This window comes from Flavobacterium sp. LMO8 (genome assembly GCF_009495755.1).
Lineage (GTDB): Bacteria > Bacteroidota > Bacteroidia > Flavobacteriales > Flavobacteriaceae > Flavobacterium.
The window spans coordinates 340,251-358,107 of record NZ_WIBJ01000031.1 but is presented as its reverse complement, the minus strand read 5'-3'; the positions used below and the strand labels follow the sequence as shown (position 1 = coordinate 358,107).

Below are 17,857 nucleotides of genomic sequence, written 5' to 3'. Positions count from 1 at the left end.
CTATTATTTTCAAAAAGTTTTACTATTATAATCCAGCTTTTAATTTTAAAACGTAGTCTGCAACTACCCAACGCTCTTCTTGAGACAACTGGTTAGCATGAGAACCCATAGCGTTTAATCCATAAGTAACTACGTGAAAAATACTTCCGTCTGTAATTTCTCTATCTTTATAACTTGGTACTCCAAGGAATTTTTCTTTAACTACTAAATTTCCTTTTCCATCACCTTTATCACCGTGGCAAATTGCACAGTAAACAGTATATAATTCTTTAGCTTTATCTGGACTGATTGCTGTAGAATCTAATGGGGATTTTAAAGTTGCTTTAGCTAAAGCATATCCTTCTGGAGTGTTTGGAATTTCGTAAGAAACAAAACCTCTTTTAATTGATCCCTTTGCAGGTACCTGAGCTTCAACTCCACCTTTAAATATATTATGTTCTGAATACGTTTCATAAGAAACCGCTTCATACATATTTGGCATGAACTGATAGTTAGGTTTTGCTTTATCGAAACACGAAGTTGCCAAAAAAGACAAACCTACTACTGCTACTATTTTATATAAACTTTTCATAACTATCTATTAATGCTTTTCTACAACTTTAACTTCAACTGCACCAGTGCTTGTAAAGAAAGAAACTAATTCTTCTTCATTACCGTGAATACCAACTTCCATTAAGAAATGGTCATCTGTAGTTCTTACATCTGGATTTTCAGCTTGTTTAAAAGGCCATAATTTACTTCTCATATAAAAGGTAATAACCATTAAGTGAGCTGCAAAGAAAACAGTTCCTTCAAACATAATAGGCACAAATGCAGGCATATTATCAATATAACTAAAACTTGGCTTACCTCCAATATCTTGTGGCCAATCATTAATCATTACAAAATTCATCAAGGCAGTGTAAATAGAAAGTCCAACCAACCCATAGATGAATGCACAGATTGCAAGTCTAGTAGGTGCTAACCCCATAGCTTTATCCAATCCGTGAACTGGAAAAGGGGTATAAATTTCTTCAATATGATGATGAGCTGCTCTTGTTTGTTTAACAGCATCCATTAAAACATCATCATCATTATATATAGCGTGTATTACTTTATTACTCATGATATTAATGATTATCTGAATGATTATGACCGTGTTTTACTCTTTCTGCCTTGTAATTATCTCCAGAACCTTTCAAGATTGTTTTAACCTCTGCCTGAGCAATTACAGGGAAACTTCTAGAATATAATAAGAATAATACGAAGAAGAATCCGATAGTTCCAATATAAATACCAGCATCAACAAAAGTTGGTTGGAACATTGTCCATGAAGATGGTAAATAATCTCTGTGTAATGAAGTTACGATAATTACAAAACGCTCAAACCACATCCCAACGTTTACCACGATAGAAATAATGAAAGACGCCATAATATTCGTTCTAATTTTCTTAGACCACATAACTTGCGGAGAAATTACGTTACAAGTCATCATTAACCAGTATGACCACCAGTAAGGACCAGTTGCTCTGTTTAAGAATGCATATTGTTCGTACTCAACTCCAGAATACCAAGCTACCCAAAGCTCTGTAATATAAGCACAACCTACAATAGAACCCGTAATCATGATTACAATGTTCATTAACTCGATATGTTGTACTGTAATATAATCTTCTAAGTTAGATACTTTTCTCATGATAATAAGAAGCGTATTTACCATTGCGAATCCAGAGAAAATTGCTCCAGCAACGAAGTATGGAGGTAAGATTGTGGTATGCCATCCTGGAATTACAGAAGTAGCAAAGTCAAAGGATACAATAGTGTGTACAGAAAGTACAAGAGGCGTTGCTAAACCAGCTAATACAAGAGAAACCTCTTCAAAACGTTGCCAGTCTTTTGCTCTACCAGACCATCCAAAAGATAAGGTAGAATAAACTCTTTTTGTAAATGGAGTTACTGCTCTATCACGTAGCATAGCAAAGTCAGGTAATAAACCAGTCCACCAGAAAACTAATGATACTGATAAATACGTAGAAATTGCGAATACGTCCCATAATAATGGTGAGTTAAAATTCACCCATAATGATCCGAATTGATTTGGAATTGGTAATACCCAGTAACCTAACCATGGACGACCCATGTGGATAATTGGGAATAAACCTGCTTGCATTACCGAGAAAATCGTCATTGCTTCTGCAGAACGGTTAATGGCCATTCTCCATTTTTGACGGAATAATAATAATACGGCAGAGATAAGAGTTCCGGCGTGACCGATACCTACCCACCAAACGAAATTGGTGATATCCCAAGCCCAACCTACTGTTTTATTTAATCCCCATGTTCCAATACCAGTGGTTACGGTATAAATCATACAACCTAATCCCCATAGGAAAGCGGCTAATGCGATTGAAAATACTGTCCACCATTGTTTGTTTGCTCTACCTTCTACAGGTCTAGCCACATCTACCGTTACATCGTGGTAAGATTTACTTCCTACTACTAAAGGTTTTCTAATGGGTGCTTCGTAATGAGACGACATAATCCTTTATATTGTTTCTTTAATTAATACTTATTTATCGTTTCTAACTTTCACGTGGTACATCACGTTTGGTTTTGTTCCGATGTGCTCTAATAAATGGTACATTCTGTCAGATTCAACTAATTTAGCAACATCTGATGCTGAATCATTGATATCTCCAAATTTCATAGCGCCACTTGAACAAGCTGCAGAACAAGCGGTTTGGAATTCATCCTTACCTACTGCTCTACCTTCACGTTTTGCTTTTAATTTAACTGCTTGAGTCATTTGGATACACATTGAACATTTTTCCATAACTCCACGAGAACGAACATTTACATCTGGATTGATAACCATACGACCTAAATCATCATTCATGTGATAATCAAATTCGCTGTTTTTGTTATATAAGAACCAGTTGAAACGTCTTACTTTGTATGGACAGTTGTTAGCACAGTAACGAGTACCAACACATCTGTTGTATGCCATGTGGTTTTGACCTTCTCTACCATGAGATGTTGCAGCTACTGGACATACTGTCTCACAAGGAGCGTGGTTACAGTGCTGGCACATTACAGGTTGGAAAGCTACTTGAGGATTTTCAGAAGGATCTTCCATACTTGAGAAAGTACTGATAGAGTTCATTAATCCAGCTGCAGATTCTTTTAATTCAATATCACCAGCAAAAGTTTCTTTAGAAGAATAATATCTATCGATACGCAACCAGTGCATATCTCTACTTCTTCTAATTTCTGATTTACCTACTACTGGTACATTGTTTTCAGCGTGACATGCGATAACACAAGCTCCACATCCTGTACAAGCATTTAAATCGATAGATAAATTAAAATGGTGACCAACACTTCTATCAAAAGAATCCCATAAATCAACTTCTGTAGCAGCTGTTGGTTTGTGATCTAATGATACCATTGGAACTGGATTCCAAACTTTAGCATCTTTAGTATTGAAAACTTCTAATGTAGTTTCTTTAATAATATCACCTCTACCCATTAATGTTTTTTGTAACTGAACACAAGCAAATTCATGCTCACCGTCAGCAACAGTAATAGTAGCAGATTGATTCGAGTTTAAGTTAGCATATAAAGCATAAGCATTAACACCTACTTGCATCTCTTCTTTTAACCCTAATTTTTTACCATATCCAAAAGCTAAACCTAAAGTTCCTTTTGCTTGACCTGGTTGAATAATTGCTGGAACATTTTCTAAAGTAGCATTTCCTACTTTAATTGTAACATAACTTCCGTTTAAACCTCCGTTAGCTACATTCCAGTTTTTAACACCTGCTGCTTCAGCATCTGCTTTTGAAATAGTTACGTAGTTATCCCAAGATACTCTTGTAATAGGATCTGGGAATTCTTGTAACCAAGGGTTATTTGCTTGTTGACCATCTCCCATTCCTACTTTAGAATATAAAACTAAATCGAAGTTAGAAGATTTTGCTTGTGCTAAAGCTGAAGCTGCCGAAGCATAATCAGCAGAAGCCGCAGTTAATGGACTTGTTACTGAAACAACAAAACCATCATGAACTGCTTGATTCCATGATTTACCTGCTAAAGATGCAACAGAGAAAGATTTTAAGAAATCATAATAAGCAACTGTATTGTCTGTCCAAGTTAACAAAGCTTCTTGGAACTGTTTTGTATTGAATAATGGACGAATCGTTGGTTGCATAATGCTGTAATTACCTCTAGTAATTGCAACATCTCCCCAAGACTCTAAATAATGTGGAACCGCAGCAGCAATTGTAGTTAAAGTTGAAGTTTCATCTTCTTTCATAGAAAAAGAAACTGAAAGTTTAACTGATTTTAACGCTGCAACAAACTCTTTTGAATTTGCTAAAGTATACGCTGGATTAACACCGTTCATAATTAACGTATGAACTTTACCAGCTTTCATATCTGCTACTAATTGAGCAACGTCTTTTGCATCACCTTTTCTTGTAAGGATAGCGTCAGAAGGATTGAAAGCTGCAGACTGTAATGCATTATTAATAGCTAAAACCACTAATTGAGCATTTACATCATCTAAACCAGTTACAACAACTCCTTTGTTTTTAGCATCTTTAAGTTGCTTAGCTGCTTTAGCAATTTGAGCATTTTTAGGTTGAGCACCACTTACAACAGCATAATATAAATCTGCTAATGCTTGTTTTTGTTGCGCAACTGTCATTGGAATTCTAACATCTGCATTAGCACCAGCTAAAGACATATTAGATTCAATTTGAATATGTTTAGACATCATTCCGTTTTTAGGAACACGACCTTGAGCATATCCTGCATCAAAACCTCCTCCTTGCCAATCTCCTAAGAAATCTGCACCAACAGAAACGATAACATCTGCTTTTGAAAAATCGTAATTAGCTAAAGCTCTAACACCATAAACTGCTTGAAAAGCATCTAAAGCGTTTGATTCAGAAACCGCATCATAAACAACATGTTTAGTTGTTGGATATTTAGCAACTAAAGAAGCAATTAAAGCATCAGTTGAAGGACTTGCCATAGTGTTTGTTAACACTACTACATTTCCACCTTTTGCTTTAGCATCTTCTAAACTAGCTTTAACTTTAGTATTTACGTCAGCCCAAGTTGCATCTTTACCAGCAATTTTAGGTTGTTTTAAACGTAAACTATCATATAATGAAAGAACAGAAGCATGAACTCTTGCATTAGCTCCAGTTTTTGCTCCTTCTAAATTATTGTTCTCTACTTTAATAGGACGACCCTCACGAGTTTTGATTAAAATATTAGCAAAATCAAAACCATCAGCCATCGTTGTTGCATAATAATCAGCAACACCAGGAATAATTTCTTCTGGTTGAACTACGTAAGGAATTGACTTTACAACAGGACCTTCACAAGCTGCTAATGAAGCTGCAGCCGTGCTAAATCCAACATATTTCAAAAAGTCACGACGAGTAGTTGACGAAGCAGACAAAGATTCTTTATCTCCTAAAAATTGGTCAACCGGAATTGGTTCCACAAACTCGTTGTTTCTTAGCGTCTCAACAATAGAGCTATTTTCGTTTAGCTCTTCAACACTTTTCCAGTATTTTTTGTTTGATGCCATTGTATAGTATATTAGCTTCTTAAATTATTTTATTAATAGTGACATTTACCACATTCTAAACCTCCCATTTGAGCCGCAGTTAACTGAGACACTCCGTATTTTTTAGAAAGTTCTTCATGTATTTTTTTGTAGTAAGCGTTATCTTCTACTTTCACATTTGTTTCTCTGTGACAGTTGATACACCATCCCATTGTTAATGGAGCATGTTGTTTCATGATTTCCATTTCTTCAACTGGACCGTGACAAGTTTGACACTCAACTCCTGCAACAGTTACGTGTTGAGAGTGATTGAAATAAACATGATCTGGTAAATTATGAATTCTAACCCATTTAACTGGTTTAGTTTTTCCTGTATATTTTTGCAACGACTTGTCCCATCCCACAGCATCATACAATTTAGCAATTTGCTCATCGTAAAAAGCCTTAGAATGTTCTTCAGTTGCAGTAGTTTCAGCTACTTCACTAATGTTTTTGTGACAGTTCATACAAACATTCAAAGAAGGAATGTTAGAATGTTTTCCAACTCTTGCAGCAGAGTGACAGTATTTACAATCAATTCCGTTTTCACCAGCATGAATTCTGTGTGAATAATGAATCGGTTGCACTGGCTCATATCCTTGATCAACACCAATTTGCATCATCCATCCGTATGCAAAATAAGCAGAAACCAACAATAACAAGATTGCAGAAACTAATACTAAGAATTGATTTTTAGCATAAGCTTTAAAGATATTCATAACTGAACGATCTTTTTGAGCTACTTCTAATCCTTTAGCGTCAGCTATTTTAGTTAGCATATTATTCACTAAGAACAACATAACAACTAACATTATCATCACTAACGAAAGCACTCCTAATATTACATTATTAGAAACACCAGAATCAGCATTTGCTTCCCCAGCTACAGGAGCACCGGGCACAACTGCAGGAGCAGCAGGAGCTGGCTCAGAAGTATACGCTAAAATATTGTCAACATCTTCATTTGACAATTGTGGAAATGCAGTCATTGGAACTTTGTTGTTCTCATTGAAAACTTTGACAGCTTGCGCATCTCCTGACTTGATTAATTCTCCACTATTCTTAATCCATTTGTACAACCATTCTTTGTCGTATTTAGCAGCAACGTCACGAAGCGCTGGCCCCGTAGCTTTACCATCTAATTTATGACATGCGGCACAATTGGTATTAAATAATTCTTTACCCTTTGCTGCATCCTGAGAGAACGCAGATAAAGAAGTCACTAGCACGAATGCTAAACTGAAGAAAATCTTTGAAAACGATTTATGGTTACCCACCTTTTTCATATTTAAAATGATTATCGACTTAATTTGGTATACTTTTAGATATACCTTATCTAAAAACAACACGTTATTTTTTCAAAACTCCGACAAAAATACAATATTCGAACTATTATTAAAACCTTAATTTTGTCTTAAAATGTAATTTATATTTGTTCTAAATAATTTTCAACCTTCCAAATATCATCTTAAATTGTATTTTTGTATTAAAATCATTTGTATATGAAAAACTTATCAAAACATAACTTATTGTACTTCTTTATTCTATCATCATTTTTATGTTTATCGTCAAGGGCTCAGGACGGAAAAACAAATGTTTCGGTAGACCCAAAAATTGACCAATTATTAAAAGAAAAAAGAAAACTAAACATCAGTTTATTTTTAAATGAAGCCTATAAAATTCAAATTTTTTATGGCAACAGCGAAGAATCGAAAAAGAAATTACAAGAATTTAAAAGGGAATTTAAAGACTTAGATGGTACGATAATTTTCAACAGTCCGAATTATAAAGTATGGGTTGGCAACTTCAAAACAAGAATAGAAGTAGAACGCGCAATGGTAGATATTAAGAAAAAATATCCAACTGCATTAATCATCAAACCAACTAATTAAAAATAGATAAGAACAAAAAAGCCATTCAAATGAATGGCTTTTTTTATTGCTTATAATTGAATTATTTCAATTTTTTCTTCACTTCAACTTCGTGGAATCCTTCAATTAAATCGTACTCACGAATATCGTTGTAATTTTTAATCTGCATACCACAATCGTATCCTTTAGAAACTTCTTTAACATCGTCTTTGAAACGTTTTAAAGTAGCTAATTCACCTGTGTAAATTACAACTCCTTCTCTAATTAAACGTATTTTAGAGTTTCTGAACACTTTACCATCGGTAACCATACAACCAGCAATAGTTCCCACTTTAGAAACTTTGAAAATTTCTCTAATTTCTGCTGTACCTGTAATTTCTTCTTTCATTTCAGGAGACAACATTCCTTCCATTGCATCTTTTAAGTCATCAATTGCGTCGTAAATAATTGAATAGTTACGGATATCAATTTCTTCTTTTTCTGCTAATTGTTTTGCATTTCCTTGTGGACGAACGTTAAATCCGATAATAATCGCATCAGAAGCAGAAGCTAACAATACGTCAGATTCAGTAATTGCTCCAACTCCTTTATGAATAATATTGATTTGAATTTCTTCGGTAGATAATTTAGAGAATGAATCCGATAGTGCTTCAACAGAACCATCCACGTCTCCTTTAAGAATAATATTCAATTCCTTAAATTGCCCTAATGCAATACGACGACCTATTTCGGCAAGCGTAATGTGTTTTTGCGTACGAACCGATTGCTCACGTTGTAATTGTGTACGTTTTGATGCAATTTGTTTTGCTTCTCTTTCGTCTTCGTAAACATTAAATTTATCACCCGCTGTTGGCGCGCCATCTAAACCTAATACAGATACTGGAGTTGATGGACCCGCTTCTTTGATTTGATGTCCTCTTTCGTCAAACATGGCTCTAATTTTACCATGATTTTTTCCAGCTAACACATAATCTCCAATGCGAAGTGTTCCTGCTTGTACTAAAATAGTAGAAACATATCCTTTTCCTTTATCTAACTGAGCCTCAACAACTGTTCCTAGCGCAGGTTTTTTTGGATTTGCAGTAAGCTCTAAAACTTCTGCTTCCAATAATACTTTTTCTAATAATTCTGAAACTCCTGTTCCTTGTTTAGCCGAAATATCATGCGATTGGTATTTTCCACCCCAATCTTCAACTAATAAATTCATTCCTGCTAATTGCTCTTTAATTTTCTCTGGATTAGCCGCTGGCTTATCTACTTTATTTATAGCAAAAATCATTGGAACACCAGCCGCTTGTGCGTGACTGATTGCTTCTTTTGTTTGTGGCATGATATCATCATCCGCAGCAATTACGATAATAGCGATATCGGTAACTTGAGCTCCACGTGCACGCATCGCGGTAAACGCTTCGTGACCTGGTGTATCTAAAAATGTGATTTTTTCGCCATTTTCTAAAATTACTCCGTATGCTCCAATGTGCTGAGTAATTCCTCCCGATTCACCCGCAATAACATTTGCTTTACGAATGTAATCTAGTAAAGAGGTTTTACCGTGGTCAACGTGACCCATTACAGTAACAATTGGTGCTCTATGTACTAAATCTTCTGGATTATCTTGAACTATTTCCGTAGCTTCTTCAATATCCGTTGTAATGAATTCCACTTCAAATCCGAACTCATCTGCTACAATTGACAATGTTTCAGCATCTAAACGCTGGTTCATCGTAACCATGATTCCAAGAGACATACATGTTCCGATTACTTTTGTAATAGGCACATCCATTAAAGATGCAATTTCACCTACAGTAACAAATTCTGTAACTCTTAATGTTTTACTTCCTTCTTCTTGTGCTTGTATTTCATCATCTACACGTTGACGGTGTGAATCTCTTTTATCTCTACGGTATTTTGCAGACTTTGATTTATTACCTTTTCCTTGTAATCTTTCAAGAGTTTCTTTGATTTGGTTTTTTACATCTTCTTCAGAAGGCTCTACCTTTTGAATTATAGGTTTTTTCCCTTTATTAAAACCACCTGCTCCTCCACCTTTAACAAACTCTTTCTTAGGTCCGCCTGCGTTATTGTTAGCCCCAGGAGCTCCAGGTCCGCCTGGCTTGATAATACGTTTACGTTTGTTTTTGTTATTAGCCGCATTTGCTCCACCTGCATTTGGTGCTTGAGGAGTTCCTGGCTTTTTAATATCTCTTTTAGGCTCTTCTTTTTTCTTTTTAGGTTTTTCAAATTGAGATAAATCAATTTTTTGACCTGTAAAAGTAGCGCCAGACAACTTTTGGTATTGCGTTTCTATTTTTTCATCCACTACTTCTTCAGATGTAGTTTCTGCTTTCGCTTCAAATTCTTTAGTTGCTTTAACAACCTCATCTTTTTTAGCAACAGGCGCTTCTTCCTTTATCTCTGTTTTAACTGGCTCTGAAGTTTTTTCAATAACTGGTTTCACTTCTGCAACCACAGGTTTTTCTTCAGATACTGGTTTTTCAGACTTAACTTCTTGTTTTTTAGGATCTAAATCAATTTTACCAACTGCCTTTGGGGCAGACAAAACTGCTTTAGCTTTGATAATCTCTTGTCTTTGACGCTCTTCTTCCTGCAAACGCTTTGCTTCTTGTTCTTTTTCCAGTTCGCGTTTAAGCGCCTCTTTCTCTTTTCTTTTTTCTTCACTCACTTCAAGAGAGGCAACCTTATTCCCTTTGTCAGCAGAAAATTGACCGCATAAGACTTTGTATTCCTCTTGTGATATTTTAGCATTTGGACTTGACTCAATTTCATGACCCTTTTCTTTAAGAAAATCCACAGCTCTATCAAGAGAAATATTTAACTCCCTTAAAATTTTGTTTATTCTTATTACTCTTTCTTCAGACATATAACCTTTTTAAAATTCTTTGTATTGTTGTGTTGTTTGGTTAAAGAATTATCCTTCTAATTCCTCTTTTAAAATATTGATTACATCTAAAATAGTCTCCTCTTCAAGATCTGTTCTTCTTACCAAGTCAGCAACATCTTGATTTAATACGCTTCTAGCTGTATCTAAACCGATTTTTTCAAATTCTTCAATTACCCACGCTTCGATTTCATCAGAGAATTCTCTTAATTCTACGTCATCTTCTTCTTGAGCAATACCTTCTCTAATAACATCAATTTCGTAACCTGTTAATAAACTAGCTAATTTAATATTATTTCCGCCTCTACCAATAGCTTTAGAAACTTCTTCAATTTTTAAGAACACTTCTGCCGTTTTAGCTTCTTCGTTAATTTTAACTGTTGAAACTTTTGCTGGACTTAAAGCTCTTGTAATATATAATTGAGCATTAGCTGTATAATTAATCACATCGATGTTTTCGTTTCCTAGTTCACGAACAATCCCATGAATACGAGAACCTTTCATACCGACACAAGCTCCAACAGGATCAATTCTATCATCATAAGAATCTACCGCTACTTTTGCTTTTTCACCAGGAATACGAACTACTTTTTTGATAGTAATTAAACCATCAAATACTTCAGGAATTTCTTGTTCGAATAATTTCTCAAGGAATTCTGGAGCAGTTCTTGACATGATGATTTGTGGTTTATTACCTTTCAATTCAACATTTTCAATAACACCTCTTACGTTATCTCCCTTTTTAAAATAGTCATTTGGAATTTGTTTTTCTTTTGGTAAAACAATTTCGTTTCCTTCATCATCCATCAAAATTACAGCTTTTGGACGAACATGATGTACTTCCGCTGTATAAATATCGCCAATTAAATCTTTAAATTGTTTGTAAAGATTTGTATTATCGTGTTCATGAATCTTAGAAATCAAGTTTTGACGTAGTGCCAAAATAGCTCTTCTTCCTAATTGAATTAATTTCACTTCTTCAGAAACGTCTTCACCTACTTCAAAATCAGGCTCAATTCTTCTTGCTTCAGATAAAGAAATTTCAGAATTTGGATCTTCAACTTCACCATCTTCTACAACAACACGATTTCTCCAAATCTCCATATCTCCTTTATCAGGATTAATGATAATGTCGAAATTATCGTCTGAACCGTATTTCTTTTTCAATGCATTTCTAAACACATCTTCTAAAATTGCCATTAGTGTAACTCTATCAATGAGTTTGTCGTCTTTAAATTCTGAAAACGATTCGATTAATGCAATATTCTCCATGTCAACTCTTTATTTTAAAATGATATTATAACAATTGCTTCTTTTATATTCTCGTAAGGAATTTCTAGTTTTTTATTTACTGTTTCTTTCCCTTTACCAATCTTTTTAGGCTCACGTGCCTGCCACTCTAAGGTTATTTTTTCATCATCAGCCACTGTTAATTTAGCTTCAATTTCTTCCGATGAAATAGTTTTAACTTTTAGAGTTCTGCCAATATTTTTCTTATATTGTCTTACTAATTTTAACGGACTTGAAACACCTGCTGAAGCTACTTCTAATGAAAAATCTTGTTGTTCTCTGTCTAAATTATTTTCAACCGCTCTACTTACGTCGATGCAATCTTGCAAATTCACACCTGAATCACCATCTAAAATTACACAAATTTTATTTGCTTCATTGATAGATAAATCAATCAAAAAAAGATGCTCGCGCTCGGCCAATACTGCATCCAACACTTCCTGAACTTTACTTTTAAATGTCATATTTTTATAAAAAGAGGCACGCTGTGCGTGCCTCATAATCATTTGTCCTTTAATAACGTTGCAAATATACAAAATTTTTTGAATTAAAAAAAACATTGTCAGTTTGGATATTTTTTGTACTTTTATAGTGTAATTCAGTTTACATTATTAAAATAACCTAAAACAAACTTATGAAACGAATTTTAGTACCAACCGACTTTTCAAAACACGCAGAATACGCATTAAAAGTAGCAGCACAAATTGCAAAAAAAAATGACGGCGAAATCTTTTTAGTTCACATGTTAGAATTACCAACATCGGGAAATGACGCTATTTCAAGAGCTCACGATATTCCAGAATTAATGTTCTTTAAAAATGCAGCCGTAGCCAAATTAGATGAATTAATGGATGCTGAATACTTAAATGGTGTTAAAATTTCAAGAATTATTCAATTTGAAATGGCTTTCGACGGCATCATTAAAAATGGAGAAGCTCATAATGCTGATTTAATAGTTATGGGTTCTCACGGAGCTAATGGTTTTCAAGAAATGTTCATTGGTTCTAACACAGAAAAAGTAGTAAGAAACTCGAACGTTCCAGTATTAGTAATAAAACGCGAAGAAGATATTTTTAACGCAACTAAATTTGTATTTGCTTCTGATTTTTCAGACGAAATTAAAAAGCCATTTGAAAAAGTAGTTGAATTTGTTAATAAATTTGGTTCTCATCTATACTTAGCAAACATCAATACTCCAAACAACTTTAAATCTACCAAAGTAGCTCAAAAACAAATGGATGAGTTTATCGCCAACTTCAAGATTGATAATTATTCTACTCATATTTATAATGATGTAAATGTAGAAAAAGGAATCTTACATTTTGCAAAAAGCATCGATGCTGATATTATCGGAATGAGCACACACGGAAGAAAAGGTTTATCTCACTTCTTCAACGGAAGTATTAGCGAAGATTTAGTAAACCACGCTAAAAGACCAGTTATTACTTTTAAAATCTAATCTTAAGATTTATATTGATAAAAAAAGACCATATTGTGGTCTTTTTTTTATGATAACTATCGACATATTAAGATATTATAAAAATAAAAAAACTCCACTTAGAAATAAGTGGAGTTTTGTTGGCCCACAAGGACTCGAACCTTGAATGACGGTACCAAAAACCGGAGTGTTACCATTACACCATGGGCCAATACCTAACAACCTTTTCGATTGCGAGTGCAAATGTAATGCATATTTTTTATTCTGCAAATTTTTCTAAAAAAAATATTAAAAAATTTATTAAACCGAAATCGTAAACAAAAAAATAGTTTCTTTGTAGGACAATATAGAAAAATCAAAATACAATATGAATTCATTCAACTTTAAAAAGTGGAACACTATTTTAGGATGGTCTACTTTTATGGTAGCATTAATTACTTATTCATTAACCGTAGAGCCTACCATGAGTTTTTGGGATTGCGGAGAATACATCGCAACTTCAGCCAATTTAGAAGTAGGTCACCCACCAGGAGCACCGTTATTTCAAATGTTGGGTGCTTTCTTCGCTATGTTTGCCTTTAGCCCAGACAAGATTGCGCTTATGGTAAACTACCTTTCTGTATTTTCAAGTGCTTTTACAGTTCTTTTCATGTTTTGGTCTTTGACAATATTGTTAAAAAAACTAATTATTGGCGAAAAAGAACTTTCTACAAACAACGCTATTATGATTTTAGGAAGCGCAGCTGTTGCTTCTTTATCATTTACTTTTACCGATAGTTTTTGGTACAATGCCGTAGAAGCTGAAGTTTATGCTATGGCAACTTTCCTAATCGCACTACTGTTTTGGCTAGGATTACGTTGGGAACAAGAAATAAACACACCTAGAGGCAACAAATGGTTATTGATTATCTCTTTAGTTATTGGACTTTCCTTCGGAGTTCACTTTATGGCTTTATTAACTTTTCCGGCTATTGGATTTCTATATTTCTTTAAAAAATACAACAACATTACCGTTAAAAGCTTCTTAATTGCAAACGTCGTTATTATCGCAATTTTGCTTTTTATCTTTAAACTTTTACTTCCTTACACACTAGCTTTCTTTGGGAAAACGGAAATTTTCATGGTAAACAGCCTTGGAATGCCTTTTAACTCGGGAACCATTTTTGCTTTTATTTTAATAGTTGCTGCTTTCTATTTTGGATTAAATTACACTAAGAAAAAAGGGCATGTTTTTTACAATACATTAATCTTGTCAACTCTTTTCATCTTGATTGGATTTTCAACTTGGATGATGTTGCCAATTAGAGCAAATGCAAACACGCCTATTAATGAAAATAAACCATCAGATGCTGCAGAGGTTTTAGCCTACTACAATCGTGAGCAATATGGAGAACAAAAATTATTCTACGGACCTCAATTTTCAGATACTTATTCAGGATTAGATCCTGTTACGCCTTATTTAGATGACAAACCTAACTACGAGCGTGATTATAAAACAAAAAAATACATCATTACTAACGATTATATCAACGCGAAACAAAACACCGATGATGCTCACAAAGCATTATTACCAAGAATGTGGAGCAATGAACATAGAGAAAATTACATAATTTTTACTGAGCCATTAGAGTTTAGAATTAATCCTGAATATGCTCACGAAGATGAATTAGTTCAAATTGTAACTCAATTTAGAAAAGCTTATCAAGCTGGTGAAATCGACGAAGCCGATTATGATAAATTCTTAAAAGGATATGGTGACTATTTAATTGTAGACAAACCTACATTCTTCAACAATATGAAGTTCATGATTCAATATCAATTTGGATACATGTATGTACGTTATCTACTTTGGAATTTTGTTGGAAGACAAAGTGATGTTCAAGGAAAATATGACAACACTAATGGAAATTGGCTTAGTGGAATTAGTTTTATTGACGAAATATTCATAGGAACTCAAAAAAATCTACCATCAGACATGCAAAACAACAAAGGAAGAAACACTTATTTCTTCTTTCCTTTTATTTTAGCAATTATTGGAATGGTTTTTCATGCCAAAAGAGATATTAAGAGTTTCTACGTCTTACTAGTTTTATTCTTATTTACTGGATTAGCATTAAAAATATACCTAAACGAAAGACCTTTTGAACCAAGAGAAAGAGATTACGCATTAGTAGGTTCGTTCTTCGTATTTGCTATGTGGATAGCTTACGGAATTTATGCTATTTTCGATACTTTGAAAAAATACATTCAACCAAAAGTAGCAATTCCGATAGTTTTAGCAACTTCATTATTAGCTTCTCCTGTGGTTTTAGCAGCTCAAAACTGGGATGACCATGATCGTTCTAATAAAGATACTGCGTATACAATGGCAAAAGCATATTTAGATTCTTGTGAACCAAATGCTATATTATTTACCATTGGTGATAACGACACGTTTCCATTGTGGTACATGCAAGAAATTGAAGGCTACAGAACCGATATCCGAATCGTAAATACAAGTTTGTTCATGACTGATTGGTACATTGACCAAATGAAAATGAAAACGCATGATTCTGAACCAATTCCAAGTTCTTTCAACAGAGAGCAATACAAAGGAAGTAACAGAGATTATAGTTTATATGTGGAAAGAACTAAAGAACCTTTATTATTAGATGAAATGCTTAAATTCATCGCATTAGATGATGAAAGAGCTAAAATCGAATTGAATAATGGTCGTAAAATTAATTATTTCCCATCTAAAAAAGTAATTTACCCTATTGACAAAGCTGCGGTAATAAAAAACAAAGTAGTTTCAGAGAAATATTATGATTCTATAGTTCCGGCTATCGAATTTGAAATTAAAGAAAGTGCTTTATACAAAAACCGATTGATGATGTTAGACATCGTAAATCAAAACAACTGGAAACGTCCTATCTATTTTACTGGTGGAAGTTTTGGTGAAGATGATTATCTTTGGATGAAAGACTACTTGCAATTAGATGGAATGTGCTTTAAATTAGTCCCTATTAAAACGCCTGCAGAATCTCCAAGCCCTATGAAAATGGGGCAAATTGATGCTGATAAAATGTACAATATTGTCATGAAATGGGATTGGGGTAATAGTGGTAAATCAATTATCTATCACGATCCAGAAACACGTAAAAACAGCATTAGCTACAGAACAAACCTAGCCCGCTTGATGGAAGCTTTAATCATGGATAGCAAAATGGATAAAGCTGAAAAAGTAATTGACTTGGCAATGAAAAAAATGCCTATTCAATATTTTGAATATTATTCGATGTTAGAACCTTTTGCAATTGGTTATTACGAACTAGGTAAAAAAGAAAAAGCAAGAGCTATTATTTCTGAGGTAATTAAAAAATACCAAGAAAATTTAAGGTTCTACAGCGGATGGAAACCTAGCGAGCAAAACTTTGACGCAATGGATGTTGTTACCGACATTGAAATGTATCGTGACTTAATCAAAGTTGCAGAATCGGCAGAAGATTTAGAATTCTACAATAAAGAAAAAGTAAAGTTCAATAATTTCAATAAAATGTTTGAACGTTTTGGAAGAAAAATGGAATAACTAATTTCAAAATATAAAAGCTGTCTAAAAGTCGTAGTACTTTGTCATTCTGAATTTATTTCAGAATCTTACATAGAAACTGAAACAAGTTCAGTTTGACAAAACTGCCTTTTTAGACAGCTTTTTTATACTAATTTTACAAGATGAACTTCAATTGGGTTAAAACAAACAAATGGATTAAAAAGATTTTCAATAATCTGGTTTGGAATATTCCAAATTCGGATAAAAAAATCTATTTAACTTTTGATGATGGTCCAATTCCAGAAGTAACCGAATGGGCCCTAGATCTTTTGAAATCGGAAAACATTAAAGCGACTTTCTTTTGTATTGGAGACAATATTCAAAAACATCCTGAAGTTTATAAAAAAATCCTCTCTGAAGGTCATCAAACCGGAAATCACACATTCAACCATTTAAACGGTTGGAAAACCGAAACTAATCATTACATTGACAATTTCAAGTTGTGCGAAACTGAACACTTAAAACTGAACACTAAATACTCATTTTTATTTCGTCCTCCTTACGGAAAAATTAAATCAGGTCAATCAAAAGCAATCAGACAATTAGGTTACAAAATAATTATGTGGGATGTGTTGAGTTATGATTTTGACCAAAGTATTTCAGTAGAAAAATGTCTGGAAAATGTAATTTCAAATACAGAACAAGGAAGCATTATCGTATTTCACGATAGCTTAAAGGCAGAAAAAAACCTGAAATATGCACTGCCAAAAGCAATACAAATTTTAAAAAATAAGGGGTTTGTTTTTGATGTAATAAAATAAATTTTACTACAACTTGTCATCCTGAGCGCAGTAGAAGGGTTAGGCTTGTTCTTGCACTAAAGAAATCAAAGTATTCGCATCAAGTTCACCGCTTTGTCTCCATACCATTTGACCTTCTTTATAAATCATTAAAGTAGGTAAACCTTTAATACGAAGTGCGTCAGCTAATTCCTGATTTTTATCCACATCAATTTTAATTACGCGCGCTTTGTCTCCTAATGCTGCGGCTACGTGACGAATTACTTCATTCATAGCTACTGAAGGTTCATTCCACTCTGTAAAGAAATCGATTAGTACAGGTACTTGAGCATCGATAAGTTCTCCAAATTTTGACATAAATTGCGATTTATTAGTATCAAAAATATTACTTTTCACACGAAAATAATATACAAATGTAGCATTTTTA

At 33.8% G+C, this 17,857-nt stretch carries 13 protein-coding genes and 1 tRNA gene; 4 read left to right on the top strand and 10 right to left on the bottom strand.

The window, feature by feature from the left end; genetic code table 11:
• Nucleotides 1-25 precede the first annotated feature (25 nt).
• From GFJ94_RS09585 to GFJ94_RS09565, 5 genes are read right to left on the bottom strand one after another with little or no spacing between them, the layout of a single operon-like run.
• Nucleotides 26-571, bottom strand: coding sequence for a cytochrome c (locus GFJ94_RS09585; RefSeq protein WP_153201315.1), 546 nt, complete (start codon nucleotides 569-571; stop codon nucleotides 26-28).
• A 9-nt stretch (nucleotides 572-580) separates the two neighbouring features.
• Nucleotides 581-1,105, bottom strand: a complete 525-nt coding sequence (locus GFJ94_RS09580; RefSeq protein WP_153201314.1) for a DUF3341 domain-containing protein — start codon at nucleotides 1,103-1,105, stop codon at nucleotides 581-583.
• 4 nt (nucleotides 1,106-1,109) lie between these two features.
• On the bottom strand, nucleotides 1,110-2,519 hold the full coding sequence (gene nrfD, locus GFJ94_RS09575; RefSeq protein WP_153201313.1) for an NrfD/PsrC family molybdoenzyme membrane anchor subunit: 1,410 nt from the start codon (nucleotides 2,517-2,519) through the stop codon (nucleotides 1,110-1,112).
• A 30-nt stretch (nucleotides 2,520-2,549) separates the two neighbouring features.
• Nucleotides 2,550-5,585, bottom strand: coding sequence for a TAT-variant-translocated molybdopterin oxidoreductase (locus GFJ94_RS09570; protein ID WP_153201312.1), 3,036 nt, complete (start codon nucleotides 5,583-5,585; stop codon nucleotides 2,550-2,552).
• A gap of 32 nt (nucleotides 5,586-5,617) precedes the next feature.
• Nucleotides 5,618-6,889 (bottom strand): c-type cytochrome, encoded by a 1,272-nt coding sequence (locus GFJ94_RS09565; RefSeq protein WP_153201311.1) that lies wholly within the window; start codon nucleotides 6,887-6,889, stop codon nucleotides 5,618-5,620.
• Nucleotides 6,890-7,105: 216 nt separating this feature from the next.
• On the opposite strand from GFJ94_RS09565, the gene GFJ94_RS09560 reads away from it, so the two are divergent.
• A complete protein-coding gene (locus GFJ94_RS09560; RefSeq protein ID WP_153201310.1) occupies nucleotides 7,106-7,495 on the top strand; it encodes an SPOR domain-containing protein in 390 nt (129 codons plus the stop codon).
• Between the two features lie 61 nt (nucleotides 7,496-7,556).
• Here GFJ94_RS09560 and infB read toward each other — a convergent pair whose 3' ends face one another.
• The 3 genes from infB to rimP are packed head-to-tail and all read right to left on the bottom strand — an operon-like array spanning nucleotide 7,557 to nucleotide 12,127.
• On the bottom strand, nucleotides 7,557-10,355 hold the full coding sequence (gene infB / locus GFJ94_RS09555) for a translation initiation factor IF-2 (RefSeq protein WP_153201309.1): 2,799 nt from the start codon (nucleotides 10,353-10,355) through the stop codon (nucleotides 7,557-7,559).
• A gap of 48 nt (nucleotides 10,356-10,403) precedes the next feature.
• Complete coding sequence (nusA, locus tag GFJ94_RS09550) at nucleotides 10,404-11,645, bottom strand: transcription termination factor NusA (protein WP_111566182.1); 1,242 nt, start codon at nucleotides 11,643-11,645, stop codon at nucleotides 10,404-10,406.
• A gap of 14 nt (nucleotides 11,646-11,659) precedes the next feature.
• The gene (gene rimP, locus GFJ94_RS09545; RefSeq protein WP_153201308.1) at nucleotides 11,660-12,127 is read right to left on the bottom strand and encodes a ribosome assembly cofactor RimP; all 468 of its coding nucleotides are present in this window, start codon (nucleotides 12,125-12,127) and stop codon (nucleotides 11,660-11,662) included.
• A gap of 170 nt (nucleotides 12,128-12,297) precedes the next feature.
• Here rimP and GFJ94_RS09540 point away from each other — a divergent pair, with 170 nt between their 5' ends.
• Nucleotides 12,298-13,122, top strand: coding sequence for a universal stress protein (locus GFJ94_RS09540; RefSeq protein ID WP_153201307.1), 825 nt, complete (start codon nucleotides 12,298-12,300; stop codon nucleotides 13,120-13,122).
• A gap of 119 nt (nucleotides 13,123-13,241) precedes the next feature.
• On the opposite strand, the gene GFJ94_RS09535 is transcribed toward GFJ94_RS09540, so the two are convergent.
• Nucleotides 13,242-13,312 (bottom strand) — tRNA-Gln (locus GFJ94_RS09535).
• A 156-nt stretch (nucleotides 13,313-13,468) separates the two neighbouring features.
• On the opposite strand from GFJ94_RS09535, the gene GFJ94_RS09530 reads away from it, so the two are divergent.
• Together GFJ94_RS09530 and GFJ94_RS09525 are read left to right on the top strand one after the other, a co-directional pair.
• The gene (locus GFJ94_RS09530) at nucleotides 13,469-16,669 is read left to right on the top strand and encodes a DUF2723 domain-containing protein (RefSeq protein ID WP_153201306.1); all 3,201 of its coding nucleotides are present in this window, start codon (nucleotides 13,469-13,471) and stop codon (nucleotides 16,667-16,669) included.
• 143 nt (nucleotides 16,670-16,812) lie between these two features.
• Nucleotides 16,813-17,451, top strand: a complete 639-nt coding sequence (locus tag GFJ94_RS09525; protein ID WP_153201305.1) for a polysaccharide deacetylase family protein — start codon at nucleotides 16,813-16,815, stop codon at nucleotides 17,449-17,451.
• A gap of 39 nt (nucleotides 17,452-17,490) precedes the next feature.
• Here the strand turns inward: GFJ94_RS09525 and GFJ94_RS09520 are convergent, their stop codons facing one another.
• Complete coding sequence (locus tag GFJ94_RS09520) at nucleotides 17,491-17,787, bottom strand: co-chaperone YbbN (RefSeq protein WP_008256043.1); 297 nt, start codon at nucleotides 17,785-17,787, stop codon at nucleotides 17,491-17,493.
• Nucleotides 17,788-17,857 lie beyond the last annotated feature (70 nt).